Origin of the sequence: Treponema sp. OMZ 799, assembly GCF_024181365.1 — a bacterium.
In the GTDB taxonomy this organism is placed as follows: domain Bacteria; phylum Spirochaetota; class Spirochaetia; order Treponematales; family Treponemataceae; genus Treponema_B.
The window spans coordinates 272,331-291,104 of record NZ_CP051301.1; the positions used below are offsets into that span (position 1 = coordinate 272,331).

17 protein-coding genes, 5 tRNA genes and 2 other RNA genes are annotated in these 18,774 nt (G+C 38.0%); 11 read left to right on the forward strand and 13 right to left on the reverse strand.

Going from position 1 to position 18,774, the window contains the following annotated elements; genetic code table 11:
* Positions 1-3 precede the first annotated feature (3 nt).
* From E4O04_RS01180 to cobO, 3 genes are all read left to right on the forward strand, one after another.
* Entirely contained in the window at positions 4-1,164 is a 1,161-nt protein-coding gene (locus E4O04_RS01180) for a glycerate kinase family protein (protein WP_253709166.1), read from the forward strand.
* A 70-nt stretch (positions 1,165-1,234) separates the two neighbouring features.
* Positions 1,235-2,521 carry an ArsB/NhaD family transporter gene (locus E4O04_RS01185; RefSeq protein WP_253709168.1) on the forward strand — a complete coding sequence of 429 codons (1,287 nt, stop codon included), beginning with the start codon at positions 1,235-1,237 and terminating at the stop codon, positions 2,519-2,521.
* Positions 2,522-2,589: 68 nt separating this feature from the next.
* Entirely contained in the window at positions 2,590-3,105 is a 516-nt protein-coding gene (cobO, locus tag E4O04_RS01190) for a cob(I)yrinic acid a,c-diamide adenosyltransferase (protein ID WP_253677668.1), read from the forward strand.
* Between the two features lie 6 nt (positions 3,106-3,111).
* Here the strand turns inward: cobO and ssrA are convergent.
* The 3 genes from ssrA to E4O04_RS01205 all read right to left on the reverse strand — a co-directional run bounded on the left by ssrA (position 3,112) and on the right by E4O04_RS01205 (position 5,231).
* Positions 3,112-3,462: a transfer-messenger RNA gene (gene ssrA, locus E4O04_RS01195) on the reverse strand.
* Between the two features lie 70 nt (positions 3,463-3,532).
* A complete protein-coding gene (locus tag E4O04_RS01200) occupies positions 3,533-4,282 on the reverse strand; it encodes an ABC transporter permease (RefSeq protein WP_253686206.1) in 750 nt (249 codons plus the stop codon).
* Positions 4,254-5,231 carry an ABC transporter substrate-binding protein gene (locus tag E4O04_RS01205; protein ID WP_253709170.1) on the reverse strand — a complete coding sequence of 326 codons (978 nt, stop codon included), beginning with the start codon at positions 5,229-5,231 and terminating at the stop codon, positions 4,254-4,256. Before E4O04_RS01205 ends, E4O04_RS01200 begins: the two co-directional genes overlap by 29 nt.
* 387 nt (positions 5,232-5,618) lie before the next feature.
* On the opposite strand from E4O04_RS01205, the gene E4O04_RS01210 reads away from it, so the two are divergent.
* The 6 genes from E4O04_RS01210 (at position 5,619) to E4O04_RS01235 (ending at position 12,189) form a co-directional block, all read left to right on the forward strand.
* Positions 5,619-7,163: an ABC transporter substrate-binding protein gene (locus E4O04_RS01210; protein WP_253686202.1), complete on the forward strand. Its 1,545-nt coding sequence runs from the start codon at positions 5,619-5,621 to the stop codon at positions 7,161-7,163.
* Between the two features lie 152 nt (positions 7,164-7,315).
* Positions 7,316-8,233, forward strand: coding sequence for an ABC transporter permease (locus tag E4O04_RS01215; RefSeq protein ID WP_253686200.1), 918 nt, complete (start codon positions 7,316-7,318; stop codon positions 8,231-8,233).
* Between the two features lie 17 nt (positions 8,234-8,250).
* Entirely contained in the window at positions 8,251-9,132 is an 882-nt protein-coding gene (locus E4O04_RS01220) for an ABC transporter permease (protein WP_253709172.1), read from the forward strand.
* A 9-nt stretch (positions 9,133-9,141) separates the two neighbouring features.
* Positions 9,142-10,170 carry an ABC transporter ATP-binding protein gene (locus tag E4O04_RS01225; RefSeq protein WP_253686196.1) on the forward strand — a complete coding sequence of 343 codons (1,029 nt, stop codon included), beginning with the start codon at positions 9,142-9,144 and terminating at the stop codon, positions 10,168-10,170.
* Complete coding sequence (locus E4O04_RS01230) at positions 10,167-11,114, forward strand: ABC transporter ATP-binding protein (protein ID WP_253686194.1); 948 nt, start codon at positions 10,167-10,169, stop codon at positions 11,112-11,114. Before E4O04_RS01225 ends, E4O04_RS01230 begins: the two co-directional genes overlap by 4 nt.
* A 13-nt stretch (positions 11,115-11,127) precedes the next feature.
* Positions 11,128-12,189, forward strand: a complete 1,062-nt coding sequence (locus tag E4O04_RS01235; protein WP_253686192.1) for a zinc-binding metallopeptidase family protein — start codon at positions 11,128-11,130, stop codon at positions 12,187-12,189.
* 103 nt (positions 12,190-12,292) lie between these two features.
* Here E4O04_RS01235 and E4O04_RS01240 read toward each other — a convergent pair whose 3' ends face one another.
* The 8 genes from E4O04_RS01240 to E4O04_RS01275 all read right to left on the reverse strand — a co-directional run bounded on the left by E4O04_RS01240 (position 12,293) and on the right by E4O04_RS01275 (position 15,225).
* The gene (locus E4O04_RS01240) at positions 12,293-13,429 is read right to left on the reverse strand and encodes a tetratricopeptide repeat protein (RefSeq protein ID WP_253686190.1); all 1,137 of its coding nucleotides are present in this window, start codon (positions 13,427-13,429) and stop codon (positions 12,293-12,295) included.
* Positions 13,430-13,475: 46 nt separating this feature from the next.
* Positions 13,476-14,420: a cyclic di-GMP binding protein gene (locus tag E4O04_RS01245; RefSeq protein ID WP_253686188.1), complete on the reverse strand. Its 945-nt coding sequence runs from the start codon at positions 14,418-14,420 to the stop codon at positions 13,476-13,478.
* 49 nt (positions 14,421-14,469) lie between these two features.
* Positions 14,470-14,568, reverse strand: an RNA gene (ffs, locus tag E4O04_RS01250) — signal recognition particle sRNA small type.
* Positions 14,569-14,655: transfer RNA gene (locus E4O04_RS01255), tRNA-Ser, on the reverse strand.
* Between the two features lie 46 nt (positions 14,656-14,701).
* Positions 14,702-14,786: transfer RNA gene (locus E4O04_RS01260), tRNA-Ser, on the reverse strand.
* Positions 14,787-14,941: 155 nt separating this feature from the next.
* Positions 14,942-15,015: transfer RNA gene (locus E4O04_RS01265), tRNA-Arg, on the reverse strand.
* Between the two features lie 12 nt (positions 15,016-15,027).
* A tRNA-Ser gene (locus E4O04_RS01270) sits at positions 15,028-15,114 on the reverse strand.
* A gap of 26 nt (positions 15,115-15,140) precedes the next feature.
* Positions 15,141-15,225: transfer RNA gene (locus tag E4O04_RS01275), tRNA-Ser, on the reverse strand.
* 216 nt (positions 15,226-15,441) lie between these two features.
* On the opposite strand from E4O04_RS01275, the gene E4O04_RS01280 reads away from it, so the two are divergent.
* A complete protein-coding gene (locus E4O04_RS01280; protein ID WP_253709174.1) occupies positions 15,442-16,671 on the forward strand; it encodes a class I SAM-dependent methyltransferase in 1,230 nt (409 codons plus the stop codon).
* A 25-nt stretch (positions 16,672-16,696) separates the two neighbouring features.
* Positions 16,697-17,215 (forward strand): methylated-DNA--[protein]-cysteine S-methyltransferase, encoded by a 519-nt coding sequence (locus E4O04_RS01285; protein WP_371922271.1) that lies wholly within the window; start codon positions 16,697-16,699, stop codon positions 17,213-17,215.
* 238 nt (positions 17,216-17,453) lie between these two features.
* Here E4O04_RS01285 and E4O04_RS01290 read toward each other — a convergent pair whose 3' ends face one another.
* The gene (locus E4O04_RS01290) at positions 17,454-17,942 is read right to left on the reverse strand and encodes a DciA family protein (RefSeq protein ID WP_253686182.1); all 489 of its coding nucleotides are present in this window, start codon (positions 17,940-17,942) and stop codon (positions 17,454-17,456) included.
* A gap of 6 nt (positions 17,943-17,948) precedes the next feature.
* Positions 17,949-18,755 carry an MBL fold metallo-hydrolase gene (locus tag E4O04_RS01295; RefSeq protein WP_253686180.1) on the reverse strand — a complete coding sequence of 269 codons (807 nt, stop codon included), beginning with the start codon at positions 18,753-18,755 and terminating at the stop codon, positions 17,949-17,951.
* Positions 18,756-18,774: the final 19 nt, after the last annotated feature.

Here is an 18,774-nt window from a genome sequence, read left to right on the forward strand (position 1 = left end):
ATTATGAAAAAGATACTGCTTATCCCCGACTCCTTTAAGGGAACAATGAGCTCGGCCCGAATCTGCACTTTGATGAACTCTGCGATAAAAGAGATTTTGCCTGAGGCAGAAACTCTTTCAATCCCTGTAGCTGACGGAGGAGAGGGCAGTGTCGATGCCTTTTTAGAAGCCGCAGGCGGAATAAAAAAAACGGTTAAAGTGAAAAATCCTTTTTTTGAAGAAATGGACGGCTTTTACGGTATTTTAAAAAATGAGAATCCGAATGCCGAAAAAACCGCCGTAATTGAAATGGCCGCCTGTGCAGGCCTCCCCCTTGCCATGGGGAGGCTCAACCCTTCTCTTACCACAACCTACGGGGCAGGGGAACTCATAGCCGATGCTCTCGAAAATGGCTGTACAAGAATTATAATCGGCTTGGGCGGAAGCGCTACAAACGACGGGGGCTGCGGAGCTGCGGCTGCCTTGGGAGTAAAGTTTTTTAACAGGGAAGGCAAAAGTTTTGTTCCTACAGGCGGAACATTAAAAAACATTGAGCGCATAGACATGTCGGGCTTAAACCCCCTTGTAAAAAAAGCAAGGTTTACAACCATGTGCGATATAGATAATCCTCTTTTCGGGAAAAACGGAGCCGCCTACATCTTCGGCCCTCAAAAAGGCGCAGACCCTAAAATGGTTGAAGAACTTGACCAAGGCCTTAAACACCTGGCTTTAATTGCGGAAAGAACCGAAGCTCTTAATTCCCGTTCCAAAGCTGCTGAAATTCCCGGAGCAGGGGCGGCCGGAGGAATGGGCTACGGCAATCTAATTTTTTTAGGTTCCGAATTAAAAATGGGCATAGAAATTGTCCTTGATACCGTTGACTTCGATAAAAAGCTCGATGAAGCCTCATTTGTTTTTACGGGAGAGGGAAAATTGGACAGTCAAAGTTTAAGGGGAAAGGTCGTTGTAGGAGTTGCCAAAAGAGCCAAAAAGAAAAACGTCCCTGTCATAGCCGTAGTAGGCGATGCGGAAAGCGGAATAGAACCTGTTTATGATATGGGGGTCTCTGCCGTATTCAGCATAAACCGCCTTGCTGTTCCCTTCAGCCAGGCACAAAAAACAGCCGAGACTGATTTGGGTTCAACAATGAAGGATATCTTGCGTCTAATCAAAATAAAACAGTAAGAAAAATTTGCTATATGTTGACAAATAGCTTCATTTAGTGTAATAATTCTCCTTTTAGGAGATATAATCTATGCTTACAAATCCCCTCATCTTAGCGGCTGTACTATTCGGTCTAACCTATTTTTTGATGATTACTTTGACCAATTACAGACCCATAGTTGCCTGCTCGTCAGCCCTCATCTTTGTTATTTTAGGAATTTTGCCCTATAATGAAGTTTTTTTTGCAATAGATTGGAATGTTATTTTAATGATTGCAGGAACAATGGGCTTGGTCGCCCTCTTTACCGAATCTAAGATGCCTCAACGCATTGCAGATAAAATCATAAACAACGTACCCAATGTAAAATGGATAATAGTATGTCTATCCCTTTTCGCCGGTTTTATTTCGGCTTTTATGGATAATGTGGCTACGGTACTTATGCTTGCTCCCATTGCAATTGTCCTATCGAAAAAACTGAATATGTCACCTGTTAAGCCCATAATCGCTATTTCAATTTCGGCAAACCTTCAAGGTGCAGCGACCTTGGTAGGAGATACAACTTCAATTCTTTTGGGAAGCCATTTGAACATGACCTTCTTTGACTTCTTCTGGTACTTGGGAAAACCCTCTCTTTTCTTTGCTGTTGAAATTGCAGCAGTGGCAGCCACCGGAATTATCTACTTTATTTTCCGCAAGGCGAACCAAAAGCCGGATAAGGTTGAACTTACCAAAGTAACTGATTATTTCCCCTCAATGCTGCTTCTTGTAATGGTTGTTCTTATGATAGGAGCCTCATTTTTGCCCGAGGACAAAAAACCGCAAACAATAAACGGCCTAATTTGTACAGGGCTTATGATTGTCGGTATTCTTTACAATATCATAAAAACAAAAAAACTCGATATTTTAAAGGTTGTAAAAAAAGAACTCAGCCTTGAAACACTCTTTTTGCTTATGGGGCTTTTTACGGTAATCGCAGCCGTTACAAAGGCCGGAGTTATACAAGCCATTGCCGACTGGTTTTTGACTCTAGGTTCAAATGTATTTTTAATTTATACAATCATCGTATGGGGCTCGGTTTTAATTTCGGCTTTTGTAGATAATATTCCATATGTTGCCGCAATGATACCCATCATCGAAATCCTTTCACAGGGACTAAATGTTGCTTCGCCTATTTTGTTCTTCGGTCTACTTTCAGGAGCAACGCTTGGAGGAAACATAACACCTATTGGGGCATCTGCAAATATTGCTTCCCTAGGTATTTTAAGAAATGAAGGCCACCAGGTAAAAAACGGTGAATTTATGAAGATGAGCGTTCCCTACACATTAATTGCAGTAGTCATCGGTTATATACTCATATGGCTATTTTACGGCGTGTAATTGTATCTTTAACAAAAATCGGTATAATTGAGACATACCGAATTTGCTTAATTTTTCTGGAGGAAAATATGAAAAAAGGTTATGTACAAGTTTATACCGGAGACGGTAAGGGAAAAACGACAGCGGCTTTCGGACTTGCCCTAAGAGCTGTATGCGCCGGATACAAGGTTTATATAGGCCAGTTTTTAAAGGGAATGAATTACAGCGAGCTAAAAGCTCCCGAATATTTGCCCAATCTTGAAATAGAGCAATATGGAGAAGCTCACTTTGTTCATAATGATCCTACAGAAAAGGATATCCAAAGGGCAAATGAAGGCTTGGATAAGATTGAAAAGATAATTATGTCAGGCGACTACGATGTCGTAATCATGGAAGAGGTCAATGTTGCCCTTTTATACGGTCTTTTTGACATTGAACGCATCCTGCACATCATCAAAAACAAGCCCGAAACGGTCGAGCTCATCTTGACAGGCCGCTATGCAAACAAAAAGATAATTGAAGCCGCCGACCTTGTAACGGAAATGAAGATGATAAAACATTACTTTAATGACGGTGTACAGGCAAGACGCGGTATTGAATCTTAAAAACGCTGATGGAGATGGGGGGAATTGAACCCCCGTCCCGAAAAGGGAATCAGAAGCGTCTACAGGCTTATCGGTGCGAGGTAGTTGTCGGGATCCGGTAGCAGCACCGAAAGCGTCGAATCCTCAGTGCAGAAAAAGTCCTTTTTAACGTCCGCACACCGCTAAAAAGCAAGCCCCGATTGGCGTCGGAATCATGCCCCGCTCGGAGCAGTGCAAAGCAGATTCCGCGATTATGCAGCTAAGGCGTAATCGAAACTGTCGTTATTTTCGGCAGTTATAGTGTTTGCCGAATCAGGAGATCGGCACTCCGCCTGCAGCTTAAGCCTCCGTCTTTCCGGTCGAAACCGGAACATCCCCAAGCTGTGAGTAATCTACTATATTTATATGGAAAAGTCAAGCATACTAAAAATAGAAAAGAAAGCTAATTTTAATAGTGCAGAAAAACTTTTTTTACTCCCCTTTGCAAAAGGGCTGCAAGTAAAACGGCTATCCCTGTCCATGCAAAGATAGAAGCTGTCTCAAGCTGAACCTTAGCCGTCTGAAAAGCGGAACCGATGCCGTATTTCGGCTGACTCAAAACCTCAGCCATTATAACAACCTTTACGGCAAAGCCTGTGCTTAAAACATAACCGTTTTTTAAAAAAGGCCTGATACAGGGCAGGTATAAACTTTTTAATCTTTTACCGAAATGGACATTAAAATCATAAGACATTTCTATTAAATTCTTGTCTATGTTTTTCACGCCGTCCACAATGTTCCTATACAAAATAGGGAGAACTATCAAGCTTGCAACAAAAATGGGTGTCATGTTTGATTTAAACCAAATAAGGGCTAAGAGCAAAACGGCTATTGTAGGGCTGGATTTTAAAATACTTTCGGGAGCCGACAAAAAGTCTTCTATATTTTTATTTAAACCGGAAATTATCCCGAATGCAAAGGCAATAAGTGAATCGACGGCCAATGTTATAAAAACCCTAATAAGCGAGCTTAAAATAAAAACATAGGTTTCCTGAGTTTTTATAATAAGAACAAAGGCAGTTACTATTTCTTTAAGAGGGGGAACAATAAGCGGAGCCTTTAATATTTGTGCAAAAAGCTCCCAAAGGATGAGACAAAAAAAGACTCCGCCTATTTTATAAATTTTAAACTTATTTTGCCTTGTAGTAAAAAGCATCATCAGGCAAACTTCCGCCTATAAATTTAGGATTTGTTTCAGCTAAAACCTTCAAATAAGCTTCTACAGCGGGTCTTGCTTTTTCAACCTCAACAAAAGCTATGTTCAATTTTGGGATAGCCTTCGATAAAATAGGAGGCGGGGGCAATGTTGCAATCTGAGAAGCGTACTCGGCAGCCTTTTGAGGGTTTGTATTTACCCATTCAGACGACTCTTTAGCCTTATCCAAAAAAGCTTTTACATACTCAGGATGCTTTTTTGCAAATTCGGAATTAACAATTAAAGAGGCTTGCGGATACGAAGCTCCGTCAAAAAACTTTTTCCATTCTGCCTGAATATCGGCGATTACCTTGGTGCCGGGCTTTTTTGTCATAATCATGCTGAGAGAGGGCTCTGCCGAAACAGCAAACTTAGCTTTTCCGCTTATAAAGGCCGGAGGAATATCGCTTGCGGCCGCTACATACTCAAAGCTCACATCCTTATCAGGATCAATTCCATTCTTTTTCAGAACTTCGCGAACCGTTAAATCGGGAGCATTATTCCTTCCAAAAGAATAAAGAGTCTTTCCCTTTAAATCACTGACAGAAGAAATAGTCTCGGAACTTATCACATAAAGATTTCCCCAAATAATGGGAGCCAATAATTTTATATTTTTTTGTTTGGAATATAAAACCGATGCAAGATTGGTCGGCACAATTGCAATATCGGCTTCACCGGATAAAACTCTTGCCTGTAAGAGCTCAGGACCGGAAAGAACCTCATATTCAGTTTTAGAATTATCAAACTGCATCTTTTCATACACAAGTTTTGAAAGAGCCACAGCAGGAGCTCCTGACGGCATGACAACTTTTACATTAAAATTATCCTTTTCCAACTTCTCTTTGGTTCCGCCTGCAAATAGTACACCAAAACAAACAAACAATAAAAAAAATTTTAAATACATTTTTTTCATATTTTCCTCCAATTGTCAATTATTGTTGACAATACAAGAATACTATAAATATCATTTTGACGTCAAGAGATTAAGGCAACCGCATCAAAAAGTATAAATTATAAGAGGTATTGCAAAAAAAAAATCTAAAATGTATGTATACATTTGATTGTCTGTTTTATATCCAAACATTCGTTTAGGATAATTATTTATCCGATTCACTATTTCCTTTATTTGCAGAGTAAAAATATATTAATTTTTTTTAGAAAAAAAATTTTTCTTGCCAAATTTATAAATCTATGCTAAAATAAATTAACTGAGAAAAATGTATTGATAATTATCTTACCTTTTTCTCAGTTAAATTTTAGTTCTTTTATGAACTTATTTTATTGTATCTGGAGGTATAAAATGAAAAGGATATTAACGACTTTGTTAATTTTTACGATGGTTTTTTGTCTTATCAGCTGCGGAGGTAATAATGCAGAGCAGGCAAATCAAGACTCTGTAGATGGATTTATCGTAATTGCCCAAACATCTGATATAACTTCTTTGGATCCGCATCTACACAATGACGTTTCTTCTGCAAGTGTTACCAGAAATGTTTTTGAAACATTAGTCAAACTGAACAATAAAACAATGCAGTTTGAAAATTGGCTTGCAAAGGATTTTGTTTACAAAGATCCCAAAACGCTTGAAATTTCGTTACGAGAAGGAATTTCCTTTAGCAATGGAGAACCTTTAACAGCTGAAGATGTTAAATTCTCTTTAGACAGACAAAAGAAATCAGGCAAGGTTGGTCACCTAATTGCAATGGTTGGTGATATAGAAGTTATAGACAAATTAAAGGTTGTTCTTCATCTTAAAACCCCGTCTTCTGCCTTGATTTCTTCGCTATCTCACATGGGCAGCTCAATTATGTGCAAAAAAGTTGTCGAACCCTTAGATGCTGCAGGAAAACAAATGGAAAATTCAGAAACAGTAATCGGTACAGGCCCCTTTACTTTTAAATCGTGGACTCTTGGCAGTCAATTTGAGCTGGCAAGAAATGAAAACTATTGGAGGGAAAAAGCAAAATCGCCAGGTTTAATCTTCAAAGTCATCCCCGAAGAAACATCCCGAATGGTAGCTCTTGAAGCTGGCGAAATTGATGTTCTTCTAGATGTACCCACTATCTCTGTAAAAGATATTAAAGCTAATTCAAATTTGAAGATGGAAGAATATATTACTACAACATTAAATGGTATTGCTTTTAATGTAACAAAGGAGCCTTTTAATAATAAGGCTCTAAGACAAGCTGTTGCTCACTGTATTGACCGAGATGCAATTATTAAAATTCAAAGTAACGGTTATGCTGTGCCTAATTACTCTTGTATAGGTGTTGCAGCCTTGGGTTACACTCCTGATGTAAAAAAATATGAGTATGATCTTGAAAAAGCAAAAGCTAAATTAAAAGAAGGAGGAAAACCGGACGGGTTTAAATTCACTTGTACGCTCCGAAATGAATCTCAGGCTAGAGCTTTGCAGGTTGTACAAGCGGCTTGCCGTGAAGTAGGTATAGAATTGGTATTAGATCAAGTTGAAAGATCTATGTACAGTGAAAGAATCGGCAAAGGATTACATCAAAGTTCGTTTGCAGGCTGGTCTGCAAATGCAGAGCCAGATAATACATATCGTCCCTTATTCAGTAAGGCAACAGTTGCAGCTGGCGGATATAATTACGCATGTTTTTGGGATCCGAGGATAGAAGAACTTTTAGAAAAAGGCTCTACAACCAACGACAATAATGAAAAACTACAAGCTTACATGGACATTGCCAAAGTTGTTGCAGAAGAATGTGCTATTATAGGCTTTAGCTCGGATATGGGCTTTATAGCTATGCGTAAAAATATTGAAGGTTTTGATGTATCCAGTATTTATATGCATAACTTCGATAAATTACATACTGTCAAGTAGTTGCTTGTGAAAAGTTGTTGAATTTTTACAACGACTTACAAAAGTGTGAAGCTTTTGTAAGTTTGCTTGGATTTGTACTTAACCGACCGGTACTTAAAAAAGTTCCAGCAAACCGGTTGGTTAGGTTTTATAGTTTTTATGGGAGTATGTAAATGTTAAAGTATGTGCTAAACCGGTGTATTCTTTTAGTACCGGTTATTTTAGGTGTAACCTTATTGATTTTTTTTGTTTTGGACTTATCTCCTGGCGATCCTGCTAGATTAGCTCTCGGAGAAATGGCTCCCCAAGAAAGTATTGACAGATGGAGAGTTGAAAGAGGGCTTAACGATCCTTTTTTTGTTAGATATTTTCGATATGTTGGTAATATGTTAAAAGGGGATTTAGGTCGATCTTATTTTAATAATCGCGATGTTTTTAGGGAGGTTATCCAACGATTCCCCATTACCATAAAATTAGCCCTTGGCGGAATGCTGATAGCACTGTTATTCGGCATACCCTTGGGAACAATTTCAGCCTTAAAACAATATTCCTTCATTGATGGATTTGTTACAGTATTAGGTATGCTTGGTATTGCAATGCCGTCATTTTGGTTCGGATTAATGATGATTATGTTTTTCTCTCTGAGAATGGGCTGGTTACCATCACAGGGCCTATCAGGCTTTAAGGGGTTTATTATGCCGTGCTTTGCAGTAGGAATTTCTTGTGCCGCAAATATTATGCGAATGACACGGTCTGCTATGCTGGAAGTTGTACGCACGGATTTTGTGCGAACAGCAAAAGCTAAGGGGCTAACCCCAAGAGAAATAGTAAATAAACACGAAATAAGAAATGTTCTCATTCCTGTAGTTACAATTGCAGGTTTGCAGTTTGGCTCAATGATGGCAGGATCGGTTGTGATAGAAGCAGTATTCTCTCTTCCGGGCGTCGGCAGTTTTATGATTAGTGCAATTAAAGGTAAAGATATACCGGCAGTTATGGGGTCAATTACCTGCTTTTGTATTGCATTCAGTTTTGTAAATTTATTGGTCGATTTGGTTTATGGTATTATCGACCCGAGAATTAAAGCTTAAATAAAGAGGTCTAGATTATGGAAAAACAAACTCAAGCACTACCACCTAAGCAAAATAGTTTATTTACCGAAACTTGGCGTCGATTTAGAAAAAACAAGACCGCCCTTGTCGGGATGGTAATAGTAATGTTTATTGTTTTATTGGCAATTTTTGCCGATCAATTATACGATTATGAAACAATGGCAATAAAACCCAATTACGATGCTACGCTACAACCTCCGTCATCAGAACACTATTTAGGTACAGACGAATTTGGACGTGATGTTTTAGCGCGGTTAATTCATGGTTCAAGAATTTCGTTAATTGTTGCTGTAATTTCTATTACTGTTGGCACTTTTATAGGGTCTTTATTTGGCGCTATTGCAGGATATTTCGGAGGCATCGTAGATTCAATTATAATGAGGATTATGGACGTTTTTTTAGCTGTTCCTAATATGCTTTTAGCAATTACGGTTGTAGCCGCCTTGGGAACAAGTAGCGTAAACCTTATATTAGCAATTGCAATTGCAGGAATGCCCCGCTTTGCTCGAATCGCGAGAGCTTCAGTTTTATCTGTAAAGAGTTACGAATTTATTGAAGCTGCTAAGGCGAACGGTGCAAGCAGTTGGCGGATTATTTTTGAAGAAGTTATACCTAATAGTTTGGCGCCCATCATAGTTCAGTACTCAATTGCATTAGCAGGTGCAATCCTTACAATTTCGTCAATGAGTTTTATAGGATTGGGAGTTCAAGCACCAACCCCCGAATGGGGTGCAATGCTCTCCAATGGAAGACAATACTTTAAGAATTCGGGATATTTAATTGTATTTCCAGGTTTAGCAATAGCTATCACGGCTTTGGCGATAAATTTATTAGGCGATGGTCTTAGAGACGCATTAGACCCAAAACTCAAACAATAGGATATCGTAATGACAGAAAAATTAGCTTTAGATATACAAAATTTATCGGTTTCTTACAAAACAGATACAGCTGTAGTCAAGGCTGTAAATAATTTGACCTTTCAACTTAAAACGGGGCAAACGCTGGGATTGGTGGGTGAAACAGGTGCAGGAAAAACTACCACCGCCTTGGCTATAATGGGCTTGTTGCCGGAACCTGTCGGTACCGTTGACAGCGGAAAGATAATTCAAGAAGATGTTGATCTGCTCAGTTTACCGGAAAAAGAAATGCGGAAACTTCGCGGAAATCAAATCTCTATGATATTCCAAGATCCGATGACATCCTTAAATCCTGTTATGAAGGTAGGAAATCAAATAGCGGAATGCTTTATTAAGCATCAAGATCTTAATAAAAAAGAGGCTTTAATCGAAGCAGGCAAGATGCTTGAAATGGTTGGCATCTCCGCAAAACGGGCAGGTGATTATCCTCATCAATTTTCAGGCGGAATGAAACAACGAGTTATTATTGCAATTGCTCTAGCCTGTAATCCTCATCTTCTTATTGCCGACGAGCCAACCACAGCTTTAGATGTGACAATTCAAGCTCAAGTTCTCGATTTGATGAAGCGGTTACGCAAGGATTATAAAACTTCTCTTTTAATGATTACCCACGACCTTGGAGTTGTTGCTGATATATGTGACGAAGTTGCAATTATGTATGCCGGAAGAATTGTGGAAAAGGGCAACTTGGAAGATATTTTTGATAATTTTAAGCATCCTTACACGGAAGGTTTATTTAATTCTTTACCTGATGTCGAAAATCGGCATGAACCCCTACGACCAATTAAGGGCTTAATGCCTGATCCGACAAACTTGCCGGCAGGCTGCTCATTTTTTCCGCGTTGTCCCTACGCAAAATCTGAATGTGAAACAAACTTACCATCTCTTTCTCAATTAAATGACAGCCACTATGTTGCCTGCTTGGCATATGAGGATACATACAAAAATCTTTTTGATTTTAAGTTGATGGCAGATATGAAAAGGAGGGCTGAAAAATGAGCAAGGAAATCTTAAAAGTTTCAAACTTAAAAAAATATTTTAAAACGCCCAAGGGAATGCTGCACGCTGTTGATGATATAAACTTTTCTTTAGATGAAGGAAAAACCTTAGGAGTTGTAGGTGAATCCGGCTGTGGTAAATCGACGTTGGGCAGGACTATTTTGCGTTTATTGGAACCGACTTCAGGTTCGGTATTCTTTGAAGATTCCGATATTGCAAAATTAAACGCAGGCGAAATGAGAAAATTACGGCAGAAAATGCAAATTATTTTTCAAGATCCTTTTGCCTCGCTAAATCCTCGAAGAACTGTAGCTTCTTTAATCGGCAACCCAATGAAGATTCATAAAACGTGTAAAAATAAAAAAGAATTTGAAGAGCGAGTAAAAGAGCTAATGGATACGGTCGGTTTGTCGCCTCGTTTATTTAATGCCTATCCGCACGAGCTGGACGGTGGGAGGCGGCAAAGAATTGGTGTTGCAAGGGCAATTGCCTTAAATCCTAAATTCATCGTTTGCGATGAGCCGGTTTCTGCCCTTGATGTATCGATTCAAGCTCAAATTTTAAATTTGTTGCAAGAGTTACAAGAAAAATTAGGACTGACATATATTTTTATAACTCACGATTTATCGGTAGTTAATTATTTTTCTGATGAAATTATGGTTATGTATTTGGGACAAGCCGTGGAAAAGGCTTCTTCCGAGCAGCTTTTTTTGAATCCATTGCATCCCTATACAAAGGCTCTTTTATCTGCTATACCTGTACCTAGGATTCATAATAAACCGGAGAGGATTTTGTTAAAAGGAGAGATAAGCTCTCCGATTGATCCTAAGCCTGGTTGTCGATTTGCAGTGCGATGTCCGCACGCTACGGAAAAATGCTGGACCGTTTCGCCGACCTTAAAGGAAATTGAGGCCGGACATATTATTGCTTGTCATTTATATTAAAAAGGAGAAATTTATGTTTTTAGATGCACACAAAAAACGAATTAAGGCAGAATACCTTTTGGAAACGCTGGAAAAAGTTGTCAACACACCCAGCCCTGTCGGATTTTACGAGTTGGGAAATCCCGTTTTAAAGGAATACGCCGATAGCTTGGGATTCAAAAGTTTTGAAGACGAGCGCCACTGCTTTTACATTGAAGCAGAAGGAAAAGATAACAGCCGCACGGTTTTAGTAGGATCACATATGGACACGTTAGGCTATTTGGTTCGTTGCATAAACGAAGACGGCTCGCTTTCGGTAAAAGAATTAGGAGGCTTGAACCATCATAGTTTGGAGCACAGTAAGTGCTATTTGTTTACCCGAGATATGAAAAAATATACAGGATACATCGCTTTACAGCATCACTCAGTTCATGTTTTTGATGATGCCAAGGATATGCCTCGTACTGATGTTAATATGCGTTTTTTATTGGACGAAGAGTTAGATTCAAAAGAAGATGTTGAGGAATTAGGAATTTCAGTCGGAGATTGGATTGCTCCCGAACCCTATTTTGAAGTCATGCCTAACGGCAGAATAAGATCGCGTTTTTTAGATAATAAGGCAGCTGTTGCAGCCTCCCTTTCAGTTTTAGAATACTTAAAAACGACCGGCAAAAAACCAAAATACAGAACTCTTTTTGCTTTCCCTTATTACGAAGAAGTAAACGCCGGCGGCTCCTATGTTCCGCCTGAGGTTAGAGAATACGCCGCAATTGATATAGGCGTGATTGGGCCCGATAACAGCGGCACTGAAAGAAGTGTTTCCATTGTAGCAGGCGACAGGCTGTTCAACTATGACAGAGCTTTAACAACCGAGCTGATTAAAATGGCAAAGGAGATAGATATTCCGTATTCGGTTGAACTTTACCACCGCTATAGCACAGATGGAATGTGTGCCTTTATACACGGCAATAACTTAAAACATGCCGCTTTCGGTATGACGGTTTATACCTCGCACGGTATTGAAAGAACATTTTTTGAATCTATCTATAACACCGCAGAGTTATGCCTTTCATATGTTTTAAGAGAGGGAAAATAAATTAAACAAAAAAAGCGTCGTCCAATTAGGCGGCGCTTTTTTTGTATTCTGCTTTTAATTGCTTTATTTGCCTAAAAGAATTCTCTGTTGGACGATGTAAAAACTAGTCTTTTTGCAGAACACTTAAAGCTATTTTATCATCAGGATTTATTTCTAAAACCGTTCTAAAAAAGGCTTCGGCTTCTTCCTGTTTTCCTTGTTTTAGGGCAAGGGTACCAAGGTTGGAAATAATTTTTATGTTTTCAGAATCTAAACTCAAAGCTCTTATAAGATATTTTTCGGCTTCATCAAAAAGCTTTAATTCCATACAACAAATTGCCAGTTCATTGTAAGCATCGCAAAGAGGTTTTTTATCCGGGATTTCAGAAGACTTTAAAAGTTCTATGGTCTGCAAAAAAGAAGATTTGGCATCCTCCCACCGGCTCATACGCCTTAAAGCCCAACCCAATAAAAACCAAGCATTCCAAACCTTAGGATTTTTTCTTAAAAAGAGTTTTATACTTTCGGCAGCTTTTTCTTCTTCACCTAAATCAATATGTTTGTAAGCCTGTTGAAAATGTTCATCATCAAGTGCTTGGTCCAAAATACTTTTAAGTAATTCGGAAGCCTTAGCTTTTCGGAATTCAGCAGTTTCCGTAACTTCATTCTCTATTTCCAAATATGTTTTTAAAAGTGATTTTGCTTTTATATAATTTTTTTGCTTCATAAAAAAATAAGCCGCATTAAAGAACACAGCCGGCATGGGCGGTTCAAAAGAAATAAGTTCAGAATAAAACTCTTCGGCCCTTTTATTAAAGTTTAAAGCATCATCAAAAAGATTTCTCATCTCACAGTATTGAAAGCGTTCTTCCATTAGCAGAGCCAGATTTAACTTGGTCATACCATCATCAGGATTTAAGCCTTCAAGAGAAAGTAAAATCTCTTCGGCCATATCAAAATCTCCGTTTTTAGTTTTGATAATTGCAGCTTGTGTCATTTCTTTACGGATATCGGGGCGGAGAAGATTAAATATTTTTCTATAATACTGAATATTAGGATGTTCTCTGTCATAGGCAAAAACGGTAAGCATTCCGGCAAGAATCATTTCCGGCTTTATATTTTCGGCCTTAAAATTTTCTTTTCGGCTAGGGTCGGATAATTGAATAGGAAGAGGAATAGAAGACTCAAGAGCTTCAAAAATTTTACCGGCTTGTTCGGCCGATATTTGTACATATAAAAGCGAATCGATAGGATTTTGCATTTTTTCTCCTAAAATATGGTATTTTGAAATTTTAGCAAGTCTATGATTAAGTAGTCTGTTGAGGAGCAGAATCGGCAGGAGGAGGCGTTAGAGAAACCTTATTGGTATCTATAGGAGACGAAACCGGAGCAAAGGATGCAGGAGGTTCTACATCTTCTAAAAAGTCGTCTCCAAACCCTCCAGAAGTTGATTTGCGCACAACAGAAAAATGCTTATTCAAATACATCTTATACATCATCGGAATATTTTGCGGATAGTATTGAATTGCAAGGGCAACCAAATCCTTTCTGCCTTCAACAGGTTCGGTTCTTACAGTTCTTCCCTTTATCCCAAATACGGAATGCGGATCATCAAAGGCAAAACGGAGGATTACTTCTTTATTCATTAAAAAGTTAGCAACACCTACAAGAAGTATTTTTGCGCCTGAAAAAGAAAGGTCTCTGATAAGACAGCGGCGAGGAATAGCATCTACATAAACAACCGTTCCTTTTTCTACAAGACCTATTCTCCTGCTTATCTCAGGAGTAAGCATAATTCTCTCATTTTGACGTTTTTGCGAGTTTACATTGGCTTCAAGTAAAACACCTAATTTTTCTATCAAGTCATCAGGAGCCCGTTGAGTATATTCAAATGTAATTAAAACAAGATCATGATTTCCTGCTTCATAAGATGAAATTCCGATCAATTTAGCAGCAACAAAAAAAGAAAGAGGGGCTTTCCCTTCCGTATCAAAAAAAGCAAATCTTATATTGACAGATGTGGTGCCGTTTCTCAACTTATCGATAAAACCGCTCTTTTTACCGCAAATTATCTTAGCCTTTGTCATAGAAGCCGAATTGATAATACAGGGCCACTGTCCGCCGGAGCAGCGTACAAAAACCTGCTTAGGATCAAAATTAAGAGTAGAAACGACTTCTTTTGAGAAAGTTACGTCAATGTCTTTATACAAGTTATAATATCTGTTTAACTGCTGACTTACTGCAAAGGCCATGGGTATATGATAATAGTTATTCTGTAAAAGGTCAATAAGGCTAAAATAAAAAACCCGGGAACACTACGGCACAAAAAGAATTAATCTACCGCTGCTTCCTTCCGGATCTGACGGGGTTCGAAAAACCTTTCTTGCATAGGCCCCGGGACGGAGAGAGAGGGATTCGAACCCTCGGTACCATCTCTGGCACACACGACTTCCAATCGTGTACCTTCGACCACTCGGACATCTCTCCAAAAGTTAAGGAATGCGTTTGAGGCTAAACCAATCTCCGTATAAAACGGAGAGAGGGGGATTCGAACCCCCGGTACCTTGCGGTACAACGGTTTTCGAGACCGCCCGATTCGACCGCTCTCGCATCTCTCCAAAATCAACAATCCCGACGCAGAGCATCGTGATATGTTGTTCTCATAAGGTGGTTGCAGTCGGCTTTAATACCCTTTGTTACGACGCAGAGCGTCGGGGTATTAAACCCTCCGCACGAATAAAAAAGCCGGTTGAAAACTCCAGCCGGCTATTAACGAGGCTAGGCGGGTTCGAACTGCCGACCTTCAGATCCGCAATCTGACGCTCTATCCAGCTGAGCTATAGCCTCAAAAAATTTGTTCGGAGTAGGGGGGATTCGAACCCCCGGTACCCGTAAGGGCACAACTCCTTAGCAGGGAGCCCGATTCGGCCGCTCTCGCACCACTCCAGAGTTTGTACAATAACAAACATTAACGGAGCGAGAGGGATTCGAACCCCCGGTACCTCTCAGCACAACGGTTTTCAAGACCGCCGCCTTCAACCGCTCGGCCATCGCTCCAAAATGTAGGGCATATATTAACCCAAAAACGGGCTTTTTGTCAATAGGTAAAATCTATTTTTTAATATGTCAATAAGATCTATCTTATTTCGAGACAGTAAAATTATTTTAGTTACATATTTATCTATATAATTAAAATATAAAATGTTTCACGTGAAACATTTTACTGTCTTGTATCAGATAGAGCTTTATGATAAGATATCATCGGAGCAACTTATGAACACAGTATCAGCAGAAAAGGCAGCAGCACTTTGTATTGGGAACAATATTATTTCGGGCTTTTTTTCAAAACCAGTAAAAAAAGATTTACCGATTCAAAAGATAAAATTGAGAAAAATCGTTTTAAAAAATCAAGAACAATATCAGCTTGAAATCTTTGAAGGCACAAAGGCTTTTCATAAAAATATTTTACCTCAAAATTTGCAAAAAGAACTAGAAAGTTTTTTTTGGGATTTTAAGATTGCAGAATTTAGTTCTTCAAAAAACTGGCTTATTTTTTTGCAAAACAATAAGGGGCTTATTCATTTTAAGACAAAAGCTGTAAAAAAAGAAAATCATCCAAATAAAGCAGATGTATCGTCAACTGAAATCTTTGAGCATAACAAGCAAAAGGAGTATATTCTAAGCACTTCCGAGATGCCTATCTTTTTAAAAAAGCTTAACTTTTTTACGGATGAAGGAAAAATAATTCAAAGCAAATATCATAAATTCCGGCAGATAAATAAGTATTTGGAATTTATAAAATCGGTTTTGCCCGAACTAAAAGATCTTTTAAAAGAAAAGAAAGAGCTGCAGATTGCGGATTTCGGCTGCGGAAAGGCCTATTTAAGCTTTGCTCTTTACTACTATTTGACTGAAATTGAAAGCTTGCCGGTTAAGATATGCGGCTTGGACCTAAAAGAGGATGTTATAGATTTTTGTAATAATTTAAGTAAAGAATGCGGTTTTAAAAATCTTGTCTTTAAAGCCGGAGATATAGGCCGATTTAACTTTGATAAGGATCCGGATATGGTTATAAGCCTCCATGCCTGCGATACTGCGACCGATTTGGTTATAGCTAAGGCAATCAAAAGCAACACAAAAATAATATTTGCGGTTCCATGCTGCCAGCATGAGCTTAATACCCAAATACGTAAAAATAAGGACAAGGTTATAAAGTCCTTTTCCCCTATGCTTGATTACGGTATTATTACAGAAAAATTTGCTTCCCTGCTTACGGATACAATCAGAGGAAAACTTCTCGAATCGGAAGGATATAGAGTAAGCGTAGAGGAATTTATCGAAACGGAACATACTCCTAAAAACATTTTAATCAAGGCTGTAAAGCTTGATGATAACTCAAAAACTAAAACGGTACTTATTGAAAAAGCCAAAGAGGAATTTAAAGAAATAAAACAAGCTTTTTTAATTGAGCCTTGTTTGGAAAAACTTTTAAATGGAAACTGAGAAAAACAACGATATAGAGGAAATTATGATATACGAACAAATAGATAGTCCTATCGGAAAGATACTTATCATTGCCGATAACTCCGGTTTAAAAGAATTGAGATTTGTAAACAAGGATTCTGTCATACAGATTCCTGAATCAACTCAAAAAAATGTCGAACAAGCCGTAAAAATCTGCACTCAAGCTAAAGAAGAATTAAAACAATACTTTGAAGGAAGTTTAAAGCAATTTACGGTTCCTCTTGCTCCTGAAGGTACAGACTTCCAAAGGTCCGTCTGGAAAGAGCTTTGTAGAATACCTTACGGAAAAATTTTATCATATAAGCAGATTGCTCTAAATTTAAATAATCCTAAATCCTACCGTGCCGTAGGAAACGCCAACGGGAAAAATCCTATACCGATTATAATTCCATGCCATAGAGTAATCTGCACCGGAGGAAAATTAGGCGGCTTTTCTGCAGGCTTGGATAGAAAAAGGTTTCTTTTAAACCTAGAGCAAAAAGAGTGCCAAATCGAATTAATTCCTCTTGTGGATAACTTGTGATAAACTTAGGTTAAAATTAAGCATAAAAGCAATGTTTCACGTGAAACATTTTTATTTATAAGATAGGCAAAAATAAGCCTAAAATAGCCTTTTTGATAGACTTTTTAGAGTTTTATCACCTTTTTTCTTCCTTTTTCAAAAAAAAGATATCGATATAAAAAGATTTTATAAAATATTCTAATTTTTGCTTGTGGATAACTTGTTTATTAAATTTGAATAACTGTGAATACGTTGCACTTTACTTATTCTTTTTTAATATGGATTTTTTTAAATCTTTTAAAGCTTTTGCCAATTCGGGCGGGAGATTTTTATCGGGCTCGTTAATTGATTTTTGATTATCTTCTTCAATATCCGTTGTCAAGCCGTTTCTAAGATTTTCAGATACATCTGCTTTTTTCTTTAGCTCAAATTCGGACTCAACAAAAACCGATATATTTTGTATACCCAATGCAGGATAAAATTTATTAAAATTATATATTATTTTTTTCTTTCGCATTAAAAGCTGCTGACTCCAGCCTGTATGCTTGGTTTTTATAATTGCCGTATCATTTTTTATATCGTAAAGCTCGCAATAAGAAGCTAATTTTTTATCGCCTATTACTTTTTCCCAACTTTCATAAACGGATAAAGCTTGCTCTCCATCCAAATTTGAAGTAAGTTCAAGCATTTTATTAAATTTTTGAGAAAAATTATCTACTATTTCTTTGGATGTTTTAAAAAGCTTCATATTTTTTTAATCATACAGATTTTCTACGGCATTTTCGATAAACTTGAATCCTTTGACCTTCCAATCGGGAGTCTTATCTATATGCTTAAAAGCCATGTCAATATCGGCGGTAAAACCGGTATGGGAACTTATGATCATTTCACATTTTTTTTGAAGGGCGATTTCTTTTAGTTTAAAAAGCGAGCGGATATTTTGTGCCGTATCAATATTCCATAGGTCATACATACTGTAGCCGCCTTCATCATTCATTATAAGGCAATCGCCCGAAAAGATGATTTTATTGTTCAAGATATAAGCAAGATGCCCGAGGGTGTGGCCAGGAGTAAAAACGGCTTCTATGCTAGTCCCATCCAAATTAACGGTTTCGCCATCCTCAAGGCAGGTATAATCTTTAAATATTTTGATAGGAGTTTTAAGGTTAAAAAAAAGCACTTTTTTGCGGAAATAAATCGACTTAAGGTATTTTTCTTCTTCCTTTCCTAAAAATATTTTTGCATTCGGGAAGATATTATCACATCTCCCGTCAATGCCGCCGGCATGATCTAAATCTAAATGAGTTAAAAAAAGGTATTTTACATCGTTTTTGTCTATATTAAGCTCTTTTAAACCCTTAATAAGATTTTCACTGTTTTTATAGCCGGAATCTATGGCTATATAGTAGTTTTGTGCTTTGATTAAAAAGACATTTACATCCTTATCTCTTATACAAAAAATATCATCCGTGATCTTCCCTGTAGGTATGGGATTGAGCATATTTTTGCCTTTAGTAATTTTAGGCTTTACCGTAGTTCCGAAAAATTCTATTAAGTTCATGTGTTTTCCTCCTGCATAT

Coding starts and splice junctions, on each gene's coding strand:
- E4O04_RS01180 (WP_253709166.1), top strand. CDS start 4: ATGAAAAAGATACTGCTTATCCCCGACTCCTTTAAGGGAACAATGAGC.
- E4O04_RS01185 (WP_253709168.1), top strand. CDS start 1,235: ATGCTTACAAATCCCCTCATCTTAGCGGCTGTACTATTCGGTCTAACC.
- cobO (WP_253677668.1), top strand. CDS start 2,590: ATGAAAAAAGGTTATGTACAAGTTTATACCGGAGACGGTAAGGGAAAA.
- E4O04_RS01200 (WP_253686206.1), bottom strand. CDS start 4,282: ATGATGCTTTTTACTACAAGGCAAAATAAGTTTAAAATTTATAAAATA.
- E4O04_RS01205 (WP_253709170.1), bottom strand. CDS start 5,231: ATGAAAAAAATGTATTTAAAATTTTTTTTATTGTTTGTTTGTTTTGGT.
- E4O04_RS01210 (WP_253686202.1), top strand. CDS start 5,619: ATGAAAAGGATATTAACGACTTTGTTAATTTTTACGATGGTTTTTTGT.
- E4O04_RS01215 (WP_253686200.1), top strand. CDS start 7,316: ATGTTAAAGTATGTGCTAAACCGGTGTATTCTTTTAGTACCGGTTATT.
- E4O04_RS01220 (WP_253709172.1), top strand. CDS start 8,251: ATGGAAAAACAAACTCAAGCACTACCACCTAAGCAAAATAGTTTATTT.
- E4O04_RS01225 (WP_253686196.1), top strand. CDS start 9,142: ATGACAGAAAAATTAGCTTTAGATATACAAAATTTATCGGTTTCTTAC.
- E4O04_RS01230 (WP_253686194.1), top strand. CDS start 10,167: ATGAGCAAGGAAATCTTAAAAGTTTCAAACTTAAAAAAATATTTTAAA.
- E4O04_RS01235 (WP_253686192.1), top strand. CDS start 11,128: ATGTTTTTAGATGCACACAAAAAACGAATTAAGGCAGAATACCTTTTG.
- E4O04_RS01240 (WP_253686190.1), bottom strand. CDS start 13,429: ATGCAAAATCCTATCGATTCGCTTTTATATGTACAAATATCGGCCGAA.
- E4O04_RS01245 (WP_253686188.1), bottom strand. CDS start 14,420: ATGGCCTTTGCAGTAAGTCAGCAGTTAAACAGATATTATAACTTGTAT.
- E4O04_RS01280 (WP_253709174.1), top strand. CDS start 15,442: ATGAACACAGTATCAGCAGAAAAGGCAGCAGCACTTTGTATTGGGAAC.
- E4O04_RS01285 (WP_371922271.1), top strand. CDS start 16,697: ATGATATACGAACAAATAGATAGTCCTATCGGAAAGATACTTATCATT.
- E4O04_RS01290 (WP_253686182.1), bottom strand. CDS start 17,942: ATGAAGCTTTTTAAAACATCCAAAGAAATAGTAGATAATTTTTCTCAA.
- E4O04_RS01295 (WP_253686180.1), bottom strand. CDS start 18,755: ATGAACTTAATAGAATTTTTCGGAACTACGGTAAAGCCTAAAATTACT.